16 protein-coding genes and 1 pseudogene are annotated in these 18,243 nt (G+C 40.9%); all 17 read left to right on the top strand.

Annotation, left to right across the window (positions count from 1 at the left end; translation table 11 throughout):
* Positions 1-11 precede the first annotated feature (11 nt).
* The 17 genes and pseudogenes from V2546_RS03310 to V2546_RS03230 all read left to right on the top strand — a co-directional run bounded on the left by V2546_RS03310 (position 12) and on the right by V2546_RS03230 (position 18,199).
* Positions 12-212: a hypothetical protein gene (locus V2546_RS03310; RefSeq protein WP_135990351.1), complete on the top strand. Its 201-nt coding sequence runs from the start codon at positions 12-14 to the stop codon at positions 210-212.
* Between the two features lie 2 nt (positions 213-214).
* The gene (locus V2546_RS03305) at positions 215-796 is read left to right on the top strand and encodes a hypothetical protein (RefSeq protein ID WP_155176896.1); all 582 of its coding nucleotides are present in this window, start codon (positions 215-217) and stop codon (positions 794-796) included.
* A complete protein-coding gene (locus V2546_RS03300; protein ID WP_416390010.1) occupies positions 769-3,261 on the top strand; it encodes a glycosyl hydrolase family 18 protein in 2,493 nt (830 codons plus the stop codon). Before V2546_RS03305 ends, V2546_RS03300 begins: the two co-directional genes overlap by 28 nt.
* 71 nt (positions 3,262-3,332) lie before the next feature.
* Positions 3,333-3,752: a phage holin family protein gene (locus V2546_RS03295; RefSeq protein ID WP_155176898.1), complete on the top strand. Its 420-nt coding sequence runs from the start codon at positions 3,333-3,335 to the stop codon at positions 3,750-3,752.
* Position 3,753: 1 nt separating this feature from the next.
* A complete protein-coding gene (locus V2546_RS03290; RefSeq protein ID WP_244092971.1) occupies positions 3,754-5,241 on the top strand; it encodes an N-acetylmuramoyl-L-alanine amidase in 1,488 nt (495 codons plus the stop codon).
* A gap of 167 nt (positions 5,242-5,408) precedes the next feature.
* Complete coding sequence (locus tag V2546_RS03285; RefSeq protein ID WP_155176900.1) at positions 5,409-5,825, top strand: recombinase family protein; 417 nt, start codon at positions 5,409-5,411, stop codon at positions 5,823-5,825.
* On the top strand, positions 5,816-7,096 hold the full coding sequence (locus tag V2546_RS03280) for a recombinase family protein (protein WP_158420910.1): 1,281 nt from the start codon (positions 5,816-5,818) through the stop codon (positions 7,094-7,096). Before V2546_RS03285 ends, V2546_RS03280 begins: the two co-directional genes overlap by 10 nt.
* Positions 7,041-8,375, top strand: a complete 1,335-nt coding sequence (locus V2546_RS03275) for a recombinase family protein (protein WP_087308392.1) — start codon at positions 7,041-7,043, stop codon at positions 8,373-8,375. The genes V2546_RS03280 and V2546_RS03275 overlap by 56 nt, the downstream gene beginning before the upstream one ends.
* A 201-nt stretch (positions 8,376-8,576) precedes the next feature.
* Entirely contained in the window at positions 8,577-10,454 is a 1,878-nt protein-coding gene (gene qatA / locus V2546_RS03270; protein WP_087308393.1) for a Qat anti-phage system ATPase QatA, read from the top strand.
* A gap of 12 nt (positions 10,455-10,466) precedes the next feature.
* A complete protein-coding gene (gene qatB / locus V2546_RS03265) occupies positions 10,467-11,285 on the top strand; it encodes a Qat anti-phage system associated protein QatB (protein ID WP_140393162.1) in 819 nt (272 codons plus the stop codon).
* Complete coding sequence (qatC, locus tag V2546_RS03260; protein WP_087308395.1) at positions 11,282-12,643, top strand: Qat anti-phage system QueC-like protein QatC; 1,362 nt, start codon at positions 11,282-11,284, stop codon at positions 12,641-12,643. The genes qatB and qatC overlap by 4 nt, the downstream gene beginning before the upstream one ends.
* Positions 12,633-13,364: a Qat anti-phage system TatD family nuclease QatD gene (qatD, locus tag V2546_RS03255; protein ID WP_329751561.1), complete on the top strand. Its 732-nt coding sequence runs from the start codon at positions 12,633-12,635 to the stop codon at positions 13,362-13,364. Before qatC ends, qatD begins: the two co-directional genes overlap by 11 nt.
* Positions 13,365-13,693: 329 nt before the next feature.
* Complete coding sequence (locus tag V2546_RS03250) at positions 13,694-14,428, top strand: hypothetical protein (protein WP_329751560.1); 735 nt, start codon at positions 13,694-13,696, stop codon at positions 14,426-14,428.
* 99 nt (positions 14,429-14,527) lie between these two features.
* Positions 14,528-14,842: pseudogene (locus V2546_RS03245) on the top strand (23S rRNA (uracil(1939)-C(5))-methyltransferase RlmD); the annotation flags it as partial.
* Positions 14,843-14,866: 24 nt separating this feature from the next.
* On the top strand, positions 14,867-15,115 hold the full coding sequence (locus V2546_RS03240; protein WP_007488104.1) for a DUF6061 family protein: 249 nt from the start codon (positions 14,867-14,869) through the stop codon (positions 15,113-15,115).
* Between the two features lie 133 nt (positions 15,116-15,248).
* Entirely contained in the window at positions 15,249-15,620 is a 372-nt protein-coding gene (locus tag V2546_RS03235) for a BlaI/MecI/CopY family transcriptional regulator (protein ID WP_007488105.1), read from the top strand.
* Positions 15,617-18,199: a M56 family metallopeptidase gene (locus V2546_RS03230; RefSeq protein ID WP_329751559.1), complete on the top strand. Its 2,583-nt coding sequence runs from the start codon at positions 15,617-15,619 to the stop codon at positions 18,197-18,199. Before V2546_RS03235 ends, V2546_RS03230 begins: the two co-directional genes overlap by 4 nt.
* Positions 18,200-18,243: the final 44 nt, after the last annotated feature.

Genomic DNA, 18,243 nt, shown 5'->3' with positions numbered 1-18,243 from the left:
AGGAATGCACCATGTATTTTACGAGGTCGGCAGGAGCGGTCAGTGTTACCGGAATAGAAAAAGTGAAAAAACTGACGGTAAGGGTAGTGGTGCAGGACTGTACAGGAACCGTGCGTTTTACGGATGTTATGCTGCAGGGCGGTTCGGTAGCAACCGCATGGGTTTCCCATGTGTCAGAACAGAGGTACACCTTTGATGCACAGGAGGTGTGAGGATGGAGTTTATTCGATTTGCCGGAACAATCAATACACATGAAGAAAAGAAGGTGGCAAAGGCTACCGTAAATGTAATTTTAGAGAATTGTACCGGAACCTTTTATATAACAGATATCATGTTTCAGGAAGGTAAATGGCTGACCGGGTATGTGGTAAATAATCTGGAACTTTTGCAGAAAAAACGTGTGGATGGGGAGATAACACCTGTCCGCTTTTTTAATGGGATTGTCCGTTCCGGTGTTACAGCAGTGATTACCAATGACGGAGAAGTATCAGCCGGGCTGAATTATCACATCATTCCAAAAGATACGATGGCAGCAGGAGACATGAGTGTGGCTCATAATTACGGAAGTCACAAGCTGACTCTGCAGAGTGGTTTTTTGGAAGATGATGTTGTTGAAATTAATGCTGATGCAAGGGTGGCAACAAGGAATGGAAGCAGGATTAGGGCTGATGGATTTTATTCTTATTCGGCAGCAGGGGATAGTAAACATCAGATTAAAGTAAAGGACAGGAAGTCAGCACTTGTACGCATGTCTTTTCAGGAGATGGCATACGGGATTGGAGGAAAACGGATGTGAGAAGGGCAAGTAACCGAAATGTCATGGCATGGACATTCATGGGAAATACGAGAATGCATCAGGTGTTAAGAGAAAAAGGAAATAAGCTGTCTCATGTTGGTGTTTTTACCTTTGAGGTTTCAGCAGATGGAACAATCAGCGAGACGGGAACTGCGGTCAGTACCATCCTTCCTTATGTAAAGAAGTGGCCACATATTAAATGGCTTCTGACCATTATGAATCATGGTACTGCATCTATTTTTACAGCACTCAGAGAGAATACGAATGGCGCACAGGATACGTTCCTTTCAGAAATCGTGAGAATTATTGACAAATATCCGTGGTGTTCCGGGATAGATATTGATTTGGAACGTGGAGGGGAGTTGGCGAACCGAACAAAGGCAAATGCGCTGTTCTCACGGATTTACTCTACTGTAAAAGCAAAGGGAGCAAACCTTCATGTAAATATCTGCCTTCCGGGTATGACCAGTGTTGGCGGTTCGGTTGGCGGCGAGAATTGGTGCGTGTATGCCGATTTGGATGCATACTGCGACACAGCAGCAATCATGAGTTATGGTATGAGTTGGGCGGGTTCAGCACCGGGACCGGTATCTCCGAGAAGCTGGCTTGAAGGCATCTACAGTTATGCTGCCAATGCAATGAACCCGGACAAAATCATGATGGGACTTCCTGGATATGGATGGAGATGGCAGATATACGATACTACGGAGAATCTTGGCACGACTTATAGGGGAACAAGCCTTACCTATTATGCTGCGAAATATTGGATGGAGGGCTTATATAATCATACAGGGGATGCCCCACCGCAACCATTTATACCGTTCTTTTCTTATTGGGATTGGACGGATATGGTCCCTTGGGGACTGCTTCAGGTGTATGACTTCATGGAAGGATGGGATACGAGCAGGGAAATAGCAGAGCCGACAAAGCAAGAAACCTATAGTGGCAGAAAATATCTTACAACCTATCTGAAACAGCAGGAGGTATCCTTTGGAACAATCAGCGTTGACAGAGATGGTGTGCCGGATTCTTATTCTGGCAATGCAGTCATTGGGGAAGGATATGCGTCTGTTTTGGATGAAGAAGCGGTGCTGAAATACACATTTGAAGTACCAACAGCCGGAACATATGATGTGGCAGTTGAGATAGTCTATCCAAGATGGGATAAGAATAGCATCGGAATCAGTCTTGATGGGGACAGTCAGATGCTGTCGGAATCAAGGATGTATTTCTTATATTGGAGAAAAAAATTCTGGAGGATATTAAAAAGTGGAGTCAGCTTGTCAGCAGGAAAGCACACCATTACTGTGTCCGGTGGAGTGCCTGGGGTGGTTTTTTATGGCTTTCGGGTATGTTCGGATTTTTCACAGAAAGCGACTGCCGGGGAAGTGTACTATGGATTGAAGCCAAGAAAATTCATGGATGTGAACGGAGAAATGGTACAACCCGATAGGGCATTTAAGGTTACTGCAGAGGTACTTCGCAGAAAGCCGGAAAGTGCGCTTGTATGGTATGAAGATTTCTGTGATTATTCAGAAATCCCTACCAACTATTTTACAGTGCTTGACGGTTCGTGGAAGATTTGGAAGGATGAAAGTTCTGACCGTGTCCGTAAGTATTCGCAGCTGGAAGGCAGTGGAAAACTAGCACTGGATTACACCGGATTTTCTGAAATCCATGTGAGGGCGAGATTTGCCTTTAAATCATCGGGAGGTGGTAAGGCAGGAGTGTTTCTTGGAAGCATTTTCTGCTGTATAAATTACGATACCCAGTGTGTGGAATTGTATCAGGGAAGTAAGAAACTTGGCAGCTATGCATCTTCTTTCAGTAAGACCTCAAATGCAGATTTACGGAGTAATCCAAGCCTATATACCGTGGAAATGAGAATCCGTGGAAATAAGGTAAGAGTATATTCCGGTGCTGCCTACACACTAAGGTTTACAGCAACCATTACTGCAGAAACTGGATATGTGGGATTCATGGCGGAGAAGGGAGTGGTGTGTGACCTCTTGCGACTGGGTGATGCATGGTATTATGAACCTTATGAGTGTTTTGATATTACCTTCCCGGATGGAAAGCAGACTACTTTTGGAAGATGTACTCGTACCGGAATTTCATGGGATAATGAATTTGAATTGTTCCGTGTCAATTCTGATGTGGAGGAAATCAGCACAAGAAGCCAGGATATTTCTATGGATTACGACTTTTTCCATTCCCATGAAATGTCACTGGAATGTGGCAACGATTATGAAATGAAGGTAGTACCACATGATTTGAATGTCTGGCTTTCGAGGATGTATCTTGGAGATGCGGATGGTTTTTCTATTATGTATTACTCCGATGTGGACAGTATTGTCTATTGGGCAAATGAAGCAGCATACACCTATGGCGTGTCAGGGATTGCAATATGGAGTCTTGGTCAGGAAGATATGAGGTTATGGGACAGTATGCCAGATCAGATATAGTTTTGGAATCAAACAGCCTTTTGCGGGCTGTTTTTTTCATACCAAAAAACAAAGAAAGGCAGGTAACAGTTATGAGACAGGCAGTAACAACAGTGCAGTATGTATTTGCAGGAATAGGAGGCTTTATGGGTTGGTTTCTTGGAGGATTGGATGGTTTTCTGTATGCACTCCTTATGTTTGTGGTCATCGATTATGTCACCGGGCTTATGGCAGCATTCGTACAGAAAAAGGTATCCAGCGAGGTTGGTTTTAAAGGCATCTGCAAAAAGGTGGCAATCTTCTGTCTGGTAGGTATCGGCCATGTGCTTGATACGCAGGTCATCCAGAACGGAAGTGTACTCCGCACCGCAGTCATTTTCTTTTACTTATCCAATGAGGGAATTTCCATTATTGAGAATGTTGCCCTTATCGGACTTCCGGTTCCAAAGAAGCTGAAAGAGGTATTGGAGCAGCTGCACGAAGAAGCTGATGAGAAAAAGGAGGATGAGTAATATGGCAATAAAGGTATGTCTGGACGCAGGGCATTACGGTAAATACAACCGCAGCCCTGCGGTTTCGTCTTATTATGAGTCGGACATGACTTGGAAACTTCATAATTATCTTAAGAAGGAGTTGGAGGCATTTGGTATCGGTGTGGTAACCACAAGGACAAATCAGAATACGGACAGAGCATTGTATGAAAGAGGTGCGGCTTCCAAGGGCTGCAACCTCTTTATTTCTGTCCATTCCAATGCTGTAGGCAATGGTGTAAACGAAAATGTGGATTATCCGGTGGCATATGTCCTTTTAAATGGAAGCAGCACGGATATTGGTCTAAAGCTGGCAAAGGTTGTGGAGGCAGTGATGGGAACTGCACAGAGTGGAAGAACCGCAACACGTCAGGGTACAAACGGAGAATACTATGGAGTGCTTCGTGGAGCAAATGCGGTAGGAACACCGGGTATTATTCTGGAGCATTCATTCCATACCAATACAAGAGCAACAAAATGGCTTTCCAGTGACAGTAATCTGCAGAAGCTCGCCAAAGCGGAAGCAGAATGTATTGCTTCCTATTATGGAGTAACGAAAAAGGAAGAAACTGCTCTTACAAAGATTATGGGTAACGCAGTGGCAACGGTGGAGCAGATGACAGCTTATATTAAAGAAAAGAATCCAGATGTTGCACAGTCGGTTGTTGATATGATTCCGCTTTATCTTTTGGAAGGAAAGGCAGAGGGTGTCCGTGGTGATATTGCCTTTGCACAGTCCTGTCTGGAAACAGGTAATTTTGGATTCTCCGGTTCTGCAGTTACACTCGACCAGAATAATTTCTGCGGCATGGGAGTGACTTCAAATGGAATGAAAGGAAATCCCTTTGATACACCACAGCTTGGTATCAGGGCGCAGGTTCAGCATTTGAAAGCCTATGCTTCCACAGTGGATTTAAAGAGTGAATGTGTTGATCCACGCTTTAAGTATGTCACAAGAGGCTGTGCGGAATATGTGGAGTGGCTTGGACAGAAAGAAAATCCAGACGGAAAGGGGTGGGCAGCAGGAGCCGGATATGGTGCAAAGATTATTACAATCTTAAATACAATGATTGGAATTAAGAGCGAGACAACAGAACCGGAGGAAGTCTGGTATCGTGTGCGTAAGACATGGACAGATGCCGCCACACAGAAGGGTGCATTTCACAGTTTGGAAAATGCCAAGAGGTGTGCGGATGAAAATGAGGGATATTCCGTATTTGATGAATCAGGTAAAGTGATTTATTCCAATGATACATTTACACCGTATCTTGTGAGAGTATCCATCGAAGATTTGAACATCCGCAAGGGTCCGGGAACAGACTACGATAAAACAGGTAAGTACACCGGAAAAGGTGCTTTCACTATTGTGGAAGAAGCAGAAGGCAAGGGTGCGAGCCTTTGGGGGCTTCTGAAATCTTATCAGAAAAATCGTGACGGATGGATTTCACTGGATTATACCGAGAGGGTTTAGAAGCAAGCCGGACAGAGACAACAGGTTTCTGTCCGGCTGCTTTTTTCGGCTCCTGACAAGTTTGGACAGAGTGAAAAAAGAGTGGGTGGAAACCGTAGAATTGCTTGACTTTACAGGGATTTAGAGTGATTTATATACTACCAAAAACGAAAGGAGTACTTATTTATATGGTGATTGCAGGAACGATAAATAGAGTAGCTTTTTACTGCAGAGTCAACCATCGTGACAGAGACTATGAAAAATATCTGGACGATGTAATGAGACGGTTGGAAGAAGAATATGGAAAACAGAAATGGGATTTGCAGATATTCTTTGAGGAAGCTTCAGGAGCCGACCCGAACAGAAAAGAATTTAATCGTCTGAAAGCGGAAATCGCAGCAAAGAAGATAGATGTGGTGGTTACCATGAGGGCTGCCACGATTGCCCGTAACTGGGGACAGTTTATGGAGTTCATGCTGATTTGCAGTAAGAAAAATGTGGAAGTGGTGTGTATTGACAAGGTAGAGGATGCGCAGGCCATTTTCCGAAGAATTCAAGAGTTTAAGAAAAGGTTTTTTGAAGGAAGTGATGTAACGTGCGAGTAAAAGTGATTAACAAACGACCAGCTTCGGTCTTACAAAAGAAAAGGGTTTGTGCTTATGCCAGAGTTTCCACAGACAGCAGAAGACAGGAAGACTCTCTTGAAAACCAGATGGAAACTTATGAGAGAATGATTACCGGAAATCCGGAATATGAATTTATCGGAGTATTTGCTGATCAGGGCATATCCGGTTATTGTGAGAACCGCCCACAGTTCCAGAGAATGATGGAAAAGGCAAGGGCAGGAGAGATTGACTTAATTATTACAAAATCCATATCGAGGTTTGCTAGAAATACCGTCACCGTTCTAAAGTTCGCAAGGGAACTGAAGGAACTGGGTGTCGGTATTTTTTTTGAAGAACAGAACATTAACACTCTATCAGGGGACGGTGAGATGATGCTTGCCGTCCTCGCTTCTTTTGCACAGGAAGAAAGCAGAAGCATGAGTGAAAACAATAAATGGTCCATTCGGAAGAAGTTTGAGAGAGGAGAAGTGATGATTACCACATCCCGCTTCCTCGGTTATGACAAAAACGAATATGGAGATTTGATTGTGAACAGAAAGGAAGCGGAAATTGTCAGTCTGACTTTTGACCTTTATCTGCTGAATGTCGGCTCGTCAAGGATTGGGGAGCTGCTTGATTACCTGGGCGTGAAAACAGTGACGGGAACAACATGGGAGAGCGGGACCATCAATGGGATGCTTTGCAATGAAAAGTACAAAGGGGATTTTCATCTGCAGAAGTATTACACCCCTGAAAACAAAAGAAACCATACAAGGAAAAACAACGGAGAAGTGCAGAGTTATTACATTTCGGAAAATCACGAACCAATTGTATCGCCGGAGGTATGGGAAAAGGTGCAGGAAGTCAGGGAACAGAGAAAGCGTGACAGGAATATCGGGCAGGACAGCACAATGAAGTTCCAAAACCGCTATCCCTTAAGCGGAATGCTGATTTGCCCTTACTGCGGAAAAACACTCCGGCGCAGACAGGTTTACAAGAAGAAAATCCAATGGCTTTGCAGTACCTACATTGAAAAAGGAGTCAAGGCATGTAAAGGGATAAGGATTGATGATGCCGAATTGCAAGGTTTGAACATTACGGAACAGACAGTGATTGAGGAGGTGGTTAAAAATGGCAAGAAACATTACTGTTATACCAGCAAAGCAGATTTTGACTGCGGAATCAGGAACAGCACAGTCAGTGCAGAAATTGAAGATGGCAGCGTACTGCCGAGTGTCAACCGACCAAGAAGAACAGTTATTAAGCTATGAGAATCAGGTCAATTATTACACAAATTATATTAGCGAAAATCCTCTTTATGAATATGCAGGGACTTATGCGGATGAAGGAATTTCGGGAACCAATACCAAAAAGAGGGATGAATTCAACCGCATGATTGCTGATTGCAGGGCGGGGAAAATAGACATGATTATTACCAAGTCCATTTCCCGATTCGCAAGAAATACGCTGGACTGCTTGAACTATGTGCGAGAATTGAAAGATTTAGGGATAGGGATTATTTTTGAAAAGGAAAATATCAATACCCTCGATGCAAAGGGCGAAGTGCTGCTGACCATTCTTTCCTCACTGGCACAGGATGAGAGCCGGTCCATTTCAGAGAACTGCACATGGGGAATCCGTAGAAGGTTTGAAACAGGAAAACACAAAATGAGTACAAAGCGTTTTCTTGGCTACGATACGGATGAAACGGGGAAGCTGGTAATCAACAGGACACAGGAGCCGATTGTAATTCGGTTGTATCAGGAATTCCTGGACGGAAAAACAACCGATTACATCAAGAGGATTTTTGAACGAGAAGGCGTGAAAAATTGGGATGGCGGTACGAAGTGGCAGTCCACAACCTTAATGAGTATGTTGGAAAATGAAAAATACAAGGGTGATGCCTTGCTGCAGAAAAGTTATACGGTGGATTTCCTCACCAAGAAACGGACGCAGAACAAAGGGGAAATTCAGATGTTTTATGTGGAGGATGACCATGATGCCATCATTTCAAAGCGGATATGGGAATGTGTACAGCTTGAAATAAAACGCAGGAAAAAGTATCTGGAGGAGCATGGGACAAACTCCTATTCCCACCGGCCGGAAAGCAATCCATTTGCATCCAAGATAATTTGCGGAGACTGCAATAAGGTTTTTGCACGGAAAGGCTGGCGGAGCAGCACGGGTGTTGACCGTAAGGTATGGCAATGCAGTGAACGGTACAAGGTCAAAGGAGTCATGGGATGTGTCAATCGCCATGTGGAGGAAGAAACGCTGATAAAGGCTTATCTGATGGCTTGGAACGCATTGGTGGAGAACCGAGAGGATTTCATGGAGCAGTGGACAGAACAGCTGCAGAGCGAGAACCTATTGGAAGGTTATCGGGCAGAGAAGTTCATAGAATACACCGATGGAGCAGAACCTCTGACAGAGATGGATACGGACTTCATGCTGAAAACACTGGACCACATCAAGGTTTTTGAGGATGGAACATTGTTGGTGGTGTTCCTGGACGGAACGGAGATTGAATGTAAAAATGAAGAAGAGTAAGAAAAGATGCCGATTGGGAGTTGCGATTCCTGATCGGCTTTTTTTCTTGTTCTTTTGAAGATGGTAAAATAAATGGGAATATGGTAAAATAATGTAGAAATTAAGGTGTTGAGTATTTTTAATATATATAATTATACAAACCGTTACTTGCTACAGTTATTAGTGAGGATATGAATTGAAATTAATGAAGGGGTTGAAGATATGATTTTATCTGATAATGAAACCAAAGTTGATTTACTTAATAATGAAGCAATAGCAAAGACAATAGTTTCTCTTATTAAGGATAGTAAAGAACAACCGATTTCTATCGGTATTCATGGGGACTGGGGTGCTGGTAAATCCAGCATTCTTGAAATGGTAGAAAATGAAGTGAAACTGGCTTCTTCAGTGTCAGGAAAGAAGTATTCTTGTATCCGATTTAACGGTTGGAAACACCAGGGATTTGAAGACTCAAAAGTAGCTTTGATGAGTTCTATTATTTCAGAGCTTGAGAAGAAAGAGAAACTTGGCGTTAAGTCTGGGGAAATATTAAAAAAACTGTGGAAAAATATAAATTGGATGACTGTTGCTAAGACTGCGGGTAAAACCGCTTTAGGAATTGCGACAGGTACAGCACCGCTTACGTTATTATCTTCAACAATGGATATTTTAAAATCAACCGTAACTACAGAAGAGGGAATTGCTGGAGCAATTGAATCTATTGGAGGTTATTTAAGTGACGCAAAAATCACAGAGGACATATCAAGTAATAAAGAATTTTCAGAGTTTCAGGAAAATTTTGCCGAACTGCTAGAAGATGCAGCTATTGAGAAACTTATTGTTTTAATTGATGATCTTGACAGATGTTTACCTGATGTGGCGATTAATACGTTAGAGGCTGTAAGACTGTTTATGTTTACGGAAAAAACAGCATTTGTAATTGCAGCAGACGAGGGAATGATTCGCTATGCGGTTAAAAAACATTTTCCCGATGCAACAGATGAAAATAAGTTTAATGCAGGTGAGGCCTTTGCAAATAAGTATTTGGAAAAGTTGATTCAAGTTCCGTTTAGAATTCCAGCATTAGGTGAGGTAGAAGCGTGTATATACATAATGCTTCTTATGGTGGGTTCTGTTTTGCCAGATGAAAATGAAAACTATAAAAAGCTGAGAGAAGAGGGATTATCTAGAATCAGAAAGCCTTGGAATGTAGAAAGTCTTACGGTTGATGACGTGAAAGAAATTCTTGGAAATGATTATGAAAAGTCATCGAAGGAAGTATTAATTGCCACTCAAATATGCCATTTATTAGCACAAAATACAGATGGAAATCCTAGAAAGATAAAAAGGTTTGTAAATATGCTCTTGTTACGTTATGAGATTGCTAAGAATCGTGGCTTTGGAGACGAACTGGAACTTGCGATTTTGGCAAAGATGATGTTGGCAGAATACTATGAACCAGATTTTTATAAGGCATTACCTAATCATTTGGATTCTGAAGGGAAATGGGATGAAGTTCCTGAAATACTAGCTGATATAAAAACTATGGTCGAAGATAAGAAAACAGTAGAAGCAAAAGAGCGATGGTATGATTTAAACAAGATTTGGAAGTGGATTACTACAGAACCAGAAATTACAGATAAGGACTTAAGACCGTATTATTATGCATGTAAAGAAAAAATGGATTATTTTTCAGGTAAAACTTCTAAAAATGATCTATCAGAAATAGTTGAGCTACTTTTTAGAGATGAAATGATTATTGTAGGTCGTGTTGAAGATTTGAAAAATTTGACAAATCAAGAATCAGATCAAGTGTTCGGAATTGTTGCTCAAAAAATTATGGAAAAAGGGCAATTTGATATGAAACCAAAAGGGATTGATGGTTTGATTGTATTGGTACAGAATAAGCCGGAACTCCGTAAAAGTTTAGTTGATTTTATAGATGCTATTCCTGTAGATAAGGCTGGAGTGTGGATTATACATGGCTGGGATAAAGCAATTCCAAAAGATTGTGATGAAAGAAAAGGAGTAAATCAATATTTTGATAAATTGAAAAGCAGTGGGACGGCAATTGTTAAAGCAGCTTTAAAGAAGATGTGAGGTAATTAATAAATGGGAACATCAACACATAATGGAGGACAAAAAGGTGGAACACCTTTGGTACCGTCATGGTTAGAGCAACCAGATGTAAATCCACAAAATGAAAATGGACTTGGTCCCGATGGTAGTCAAATTCCACCAGTGGGTGATGTGGATCGCTTTAGAACACCACGAGGAGAGTTCACGAGGTATATAAATTCAGGAGGACGGGATAGCAGTTTAGGCCGTAAAAGTGTCTCTAATTACATAAGAAATTCTTTGGGTGGTAGTTCAAATGCGACACAGAGAATGGGAGCTGCTAGAAGCAGTTCTGCAAGATTATTAAATGTTGCAGGTGTATTTGCTTCAGGTGGTGCAAGGGCTGTTGAACAGTATCTTTCTATAGAGAATCTCTCACATAAGACAGCTAGTGACGCATTTATAGCTATTACAGACTTTATCTGTCCAGATGGGGGACCACAAGATGAAGGCATTGCGAGGTCGGCTTATATTTCCGCAATCGAAGAATCACCAGAAATAGCTACAATTAAATTTGAGGATTTGACTTCAGAGCAGATTATGGTGATTGTGGAACGCACCATGGCAAATGCGATATTTAATAGAATCACGAATGATATTGGTAACAAGATTATATTGTTGCCGCAAGAACGAGCTATATCAGACAGATTAATTGTTCAAATGAAGGATTTTGTTAAGGGTTCTGTATCGGATGCTGTTATCAATTTAGATATCAAGGCTGGAAATATTCGACAAGGTGATTCTTTAAGAATAGTGGACCGGGTGTATAAGGCAGCGTTTGAAATTATGGTAAGTGCAGGTGAAAATGAATGAGTCGATATAAATTAAGAGCAAATTATGATATTGAAAATATAGATTCGCAGAAAATGGATGGCACAGTTATTGTTGATGTCCCTATGCTTTCTAATGGCGAACTAAACTATGGATTAAGCCACATTAAGAAAAAATTATATGAAGAAAATGTGTATCCCTCTGAAATTGGATTTGATATCATGTCGCTTGCAACAATGGTTTATATGGCTGATACGCGAATTGAGAGAGTGGTGCATGGACAGGACTCTTGGACGAGAGAAATTGAACTAGAAATACCGGTATCAAATGTAGAGATATGGGACTCACAGATTCGTACGGTTGAACGTATGTTAAAATTTCTTACAGGAGATTTATGGAAAATTACGTTGTCGAGTAGAGCATGGCAGTTTAATAATTTGGAGGAAGTAAGAGAAAAATCAAATAAATATGATGAAGTATCATTATTCTCTGGTGGAATGGATAGTCTTATAAGTACCATTAATTTGATGGAGAATAAGAAAAATACCTTGTTAATAAGTCATGCTGGAGAAGGACTTACTAAAAATGCTCAAAAAAATATTGTGAATAAATTTGACTTGTTATATCCAGATGTTTTACATACATGGTTAGATTTGTGGATGGTGTTTCCACGTGATTATATTCCGGCAGGTGGTAATGATAACAATACAAGGAGTAGATCATTCCTATTTATCGGTTATGCCCTTTTTGCAATGACTGGCATGGATAATATCAATGAACTGTTAGTTCCGGAAAATGGTCTGATTGCTTTGAATGTACCATTGGATGAAACAAGAGTAGGTTCATTTAGTACAAGAACAACGCATCCATTTTATCTTTCTTTGTGGAATGAATTATTAGTGGGATTAGGGTTAAATCTATCAGTAAAAAATCCTTATTGGAATAAAACAAAGGGAGAAATGGCAGGGGAATGTAAAAACAAGGATGTTCTTTATGAGACGATGAAATTATCATTCTCATGTTCTTCACCAGGAAAAGCAAGATGGAAACAACTCAGTCAACAACATTGTGGTTATTGTGTTCCTTGTTTAATTAGAAGAGCTGCAATGCATAAAGCGTTTGGGGATGATGGAACAGTGTATACCGAAACGTCTATTTATGAAATGCAGAATAAAAATGCAGAAGGAATGGGAATTCAATTGCGCTCTTTCCAGTATGCAATAGATAAAATAAAACAGGATAGAAATCGTGCTTTATTTTATATACATAAGCCAGGTCCATTACCGCAGGATGATGAGTATTTGAGAGAATTAGCTGATACATATATACGAGGATTATTAGAAGTAGATGCTTTTATACAGGATAATTTAGCACAAGAGGATGAGAATAATGATTTATGATGCACATTGTCATTTAGATTTAATGGATAATATGCTAGAGTTTATAAATGAAATACAGAATTCTGATATGAATTTATTTGCGGTTGGAACTACACCGAAGGCATATAGTAGAGAAATACAATTTTGCAAGAATGCTAGAAATATTCATGTTGGTTTAGGGATGCATCCGCAATTAGTATCTAGTGGCTATGATGATATGCAGTTATTTAAATCTCTCATTGAAAAAAGCCATTATATTGGTGAGGTGGGATTGGATTTTAGTAAAGGATATATTCAGACCAAAGAATTACAAATAAATATTTTTAGTGAGATTGTTAAGTTATGTGAACAATACAGTGAAAAAGTGATTTCTATTCATTTACTTAAATCGACAAGTACGGTAATTGAAATTTTAAGAACATACAAAAGACAAAAGAGTAATAAATATATATTTCATTGGTTTACAGGTTCTATGCCACAATTAGAAAAAGCGATTGAATTGGGATGCTACTTTTCAATAAATCCGGGAATGTTGAAAACAAAATCGGGAATGGAAGTGATAAAAGCTATACCAATTGATCATGTGTTGTTAGAGACGGATGCACCATTTGCACTCAAAGTTCAACACATAGATGAAATAGAAAAGGAACTCAAAAGAACCATGTCGAGGATATCGGATGTAATTGGATTCGACATATCTGATATAATTAATAAGAATTCAAAAGAAGTGTTTTGCTACTGAATATTTAATGAAGAAACATTGATAAAGGCTAACTGATGACGTGCTACTAAGAAAGGATACTAATAGGAGTCACAATTTCTGGTTGGCTTTTACTTAATCTTCTATGATAGTGAAAGATGTTGGATATGGTATGATAAATGTGCGAGTATGCTTAGAGGTGATTTAAATGTATAACTTAACAAAATGTGCATTGTGTGGAAATGAAGCAGAATTGGAATTGAGCCATACAGTGCCAAAGATGGCTGTAAGGACATTAAAGAAAACAGCAATAGAATATTCGGAGTACAGAGAACCCTAACAAAACCATACAGGATAGCGAGAAGTTGTACATGTTGTGTGGAGATTGCGAGGATTTATTTAGTGAAAAAGAAACTTGGTTTGCTAACAAAATATTTCATCCTTATTTAAAAAAGGAGAAAACTATTTTTGACTACGATGAGAATTTGGCTTACTTTATAACTTCTGTTAATTGGAGAAGTCTTTATTTGGATATTTTAGATTTTGTTGAGAATTCAGTGGTTGGTATAGATGCGTTGGAATGTTTGATTGAATCTGAAAAAATAATGAATGAATTCCTGCGAGGAAAACGTAATGATTTAGGGAAAATAGAAAATCACATTTTCTTTTTTGATGACATAAAAGAATTATCTGTTGGTGCGAGCAATTTTGCAGATTTGAAACCGCATGCGACTTTTCATAGAGGGATAGGTAGTTACACTTTTTGTTACGAAGATGAAAAGACCTATGGTACTTTAACAAATATGATGGGAGTAATACTTGTTACTCTTTATCATAAAGGGCAAAGAGAAGTATGGAATAATACAGAGATTTTGAATGGCGTGGGGCGTATTGAAGCGAAAGATCAGCAGATACAGAGTGTTTTTGGAAATGAGTTAATACATATCATGGAAACAGCAAAGAAAGCATCTGAAGCTATGAGTGTAGCACAACAAAAGAAAGCAGAGGATAGAATAAAGGCTGCTGGAGAAGATGTAAAAAATTATTCAGTTTTTCAAGACTGGATGAATGATATGGATTTAAAGAACAGAATCACAGATAAGTGATACAGAAGTGGGGGTAAAGGCTATCCCCATAAGAGGGGTATAAACCTTTTCGCAAAAGATGACGATTTCGCTATTTAGTATAAGAAGTAACTTTCACCGCATTGTGAGACGGTTGTCTTGCTTTCCAAGGGTGAGGTCGACTCGAAAAAGATTCGGGTTGAGTTCTCTTTGGAAGATATGGATATGTCCGAATTTCAGGATGGGGCAACCTACACCCAGATCAAAGACTATGTGCTGGAGCATAGCGGGTTAAAGGTATCCAACCTTTATATCTCACAGATTAAGAGGAAATGTGGGATTGAAGTTGGCAAGAATTACAATTTGCCGAAGTCCGAGGATTCCAGACAGCCCATGTGTCCGCCGGAAAAAGAGAAAGCAATCCGAGAAGCATTCAAATATTTTGGGATGATCTAACATCCCGCAAAATGGAGGTTTCTTATGGATAGATTGATTTCTTGTGAGTTTAACATGGATACCGCTTGTGTGGAACTGAAATTTTTAGATGGCAGCATGATTGCCATTGATACCATCGCCGTGGAGAATGAGGTTGCCGATAATATGTATCAGCGGTCAGAACTGGACTATCTGATCTACAATGATCCGATTGGATATGCTGATTTGATACTGAACGGTAATCCCGAAACCTATTTGAAAACTGTAACTGAATACAAACCGCTTGATAGCTAACCAACACTTTGCCCGTGGGAGAAATTCTGCGGGCAATTTTTTTGTATCTTTTCTGTGAACTCTATTGATTTTGGCTGTCTAATGTGGTAGACTATGTGTGAAGTCTAATGGTGTAGACAAGGAGGGCGTGAATATGGATTTTCCGAAGATTCACGAAAGTGAATATCGTTTTTGTTTGATTATGTGGGAGCATGAGCCGGTTACTGCTGTCGAGCTTGTAAAGCTGTGCCAGGATCAACTCGGATGGAAAAGGACTACGACTTATACCGTTATCAAGCGTCTTGGAGAGCGTGGTGTGCTGAAGAACGACAATGGCACTGTTACTTCTCTCGTTTCCAAAGATGAAGCCCAGGCGTGTGAGATCGATGAACTGGTTGAGAAAAAATTCGAGGGTTCTCTGCCTGCCTTTATCGCTGCTTTTACAAAGCATCAGGCTATGTCCGAAGATGAGCTTGATGAGGTACAGCGCATGATCGACCGCATCAGGAAAGGAGGTTCACAATGAACGAACTCTTTTTGAAAATTATCAACATGAGTATATCTGCAAGCTGGCTTATCCTGGCTGTGCTGATACTCAGGCTTGTTTTGAAGAAAGCTCCCAAGTGGGTCAATGTTCTGCTTTGGGGTATCGTGGCTGTCAGATTGATTTGCCCGCTCTCTTTTGAGAGCGCATTAAGCCTTATCCCAAGTTCAGAAACAATTCCGTTGGATATTGAAATGGCGGCCAAACCCACAATAGACAGCGGTGTTCCGGCGATCAATAGTGTGGTCAATCCTGTTCTATCCTCATTTGCCCCACCACAGCATGTATTGACGAGTGCAAACCCGCTTCAGATTTGGATTCCGATTTTGAATATTATCTGGTTGATTGGTGTCGGCGCCCTTCTCTTGTATACCGCAGTTAGTTATTGGCGCCTATGTCGTAAAGTGGATACCGCTGTTCGCTACAAGGGCAACATTTTCCAGAGTGAGAATGTAAGTTCTCCGTTTGTCCTGGGCATTATCAAACCGAGAATCTATCTCCCGTTCAACATGAATGGTCAGGATCTGGAGCACGTTGTTGCCCACGAACAGGCGCACATTCGCCGCAAAGACCATTGGTGGAAGCCTCTTGGTTTTCTCCTGCTGACGATTCATTGGTTCAATCCTTTGATGTGGTTGGCTTATGTACTTCTTTGCCGTGACATTGAGTTTGCCTGTGATGAAAAGGTCATCAAGGAACTTGGCAACGAACAGAGAGCCGACTATACACAGGCTCTTGTGGTCTGCAGCGTCAACCGTCGCATGATTGCGGCCTGCCCACTTGCCTTTGGTGAAGTTGGTGTTAAAGATCGTGTGAAGTCTGTGATGAATTATAAGAAACCTGCGTTCTGGATTATTATTCTGGCAGTCATTGCCTGTGTGATCGTTGCGTTCTGCTTTTTGACCAACCCGATGGGATTCCAATTCGATGAAGCAACACACACCATCGTTTCTGCAAATCATTTTGATATGCGAAATGCGGATGACGCGGTGGCTATTGAAATGAATCCCGCACAGATTAGTGAGTTGAGTTCTCGGCTGGCCGGGGTCAAGAACACGAAGAAGAGCGATGAATATGGTGGATTCACACCGGGATATCAAATCAGCGCACTCCTGGAGGATGGCACATATATCCGGATAAACGGTTATTCTCTCTCCGACAATGATATGGTAGATATCGAGTGGAACGGAGAACGGTATGTTGTATCCGACGGAGAGTTCCAAGATTATTTGAGTAGAATCTGTGTGGGAGGAGATGTCGCAGCTGCTGAACCTGTACCGTCTGTTACAAAATGGTTTGACTATCTTGAAACACCAGATGAGATGCAGCGAGGTGGTCGCCATGAGATTAATCTTCCAGAGTTCCCGGATGTGACTTTCCGTTGGACTTATGGAGAAATGATGGCTGTTACGGGTAACGAAATCACTTCGTTGTATACCGGGATGCCCATCTGGAACGCCTATTTCTGCGACCTCACCGGCGACGGCTTGCCTGAGTTGTGTTCTACAATCAGTTGGGGATCTGGCATGATTGATAACCGTGTCACCATCTATGACTATGCAAACGGAGCAAGCTATGAACTGTCTGATCGAGGATATTTCGATTTTACCCTCAGATTTAATGAAGCTGACGGATACCTCTATGTAGATAAAAAGAAATATAATACTGATGAACTGGTAGAAACTGGTCGATTGGTTTTCAAGAATAATTGTATTCAGATTGAAGGTTTTTCCAACGAAGCGCATCAGGTTTTCCAAGCTGAAATTCTGGAAGATCATAATGGTTATTATCTTGTGAAGCCTGTTGAAGGTAGCTGGGAACTGAATAGTGCAGACCGAATTGAAGTACCTATCAGAAATGCTCATCCATCACCAGAACCTGAAATCGGAGATGTGATTGAAATTGAATACTCCGGTGAAATCCTTGAAACTTATCCTGCACGAATTGCGGATGTTTATGGAATCAAGGTTATAAAGCAAACCGAAACATGGGACTTAATCCCTATGGTTATGGTGAACGGGACACTGTATCTTGATACTGGCCATGAAAGCAAAATAGAAGCAAGATGTGGTGTTATGGATGGAGAAATCACATCCCAGGTTGATGGAAATAAACAGCCCAGCGTTGACAATCAATCCAATTTTGGTACAGGATATGGTTATCAATACGGGGCAACTGAGGGAACCATTGAACTCTTTATGAATGGCAAGTGGTGGATCTTCGCTACCGAAGAAGCACGCCAGGCAATTCTGTTTCCATCTACAGAGAATGAACCTTCAAAGTTTTATCTGACCATTGGTTCTGAAGGTGTTAAGAGCATCAAGCTTTCAATGCCAAATTCCAGTGGCGGCTTTGAAAATGCAGATGGTTCTCTGCTCAAGAAAGGCGAACGCATCTGGCTCGAAAACCTCGATGGCTACACTGATCTGCGAGGATTAACAATAACTGCCCTGGGTGAAAACGGAGAAATCATCTGGACAGCATCAATTCCAGATGAAGAAGAAAACAAAGGATTTACCCATCTGGTAAATGATGATTGGGAAATCACAAATATCGAATAATTAGTTCCCAGCAAATAAACTGCTGCAATTCTCATTCCAAAGTG

The sequence above is a fragment of the Clostridium sp. CM74B_53 genome (assembly GCF_036318045.1).
Taxonomy (GTDB): Bacteria; Bacillota; Clostridia; order Lachnospirales; family Lachnospiraceae; genus Pilosibacter.
The sequence above is the reverse complement of the archived record's forward strand: the minus strand, read 5'-3'. Positions and strand labels throughout refer to the sequence as shown.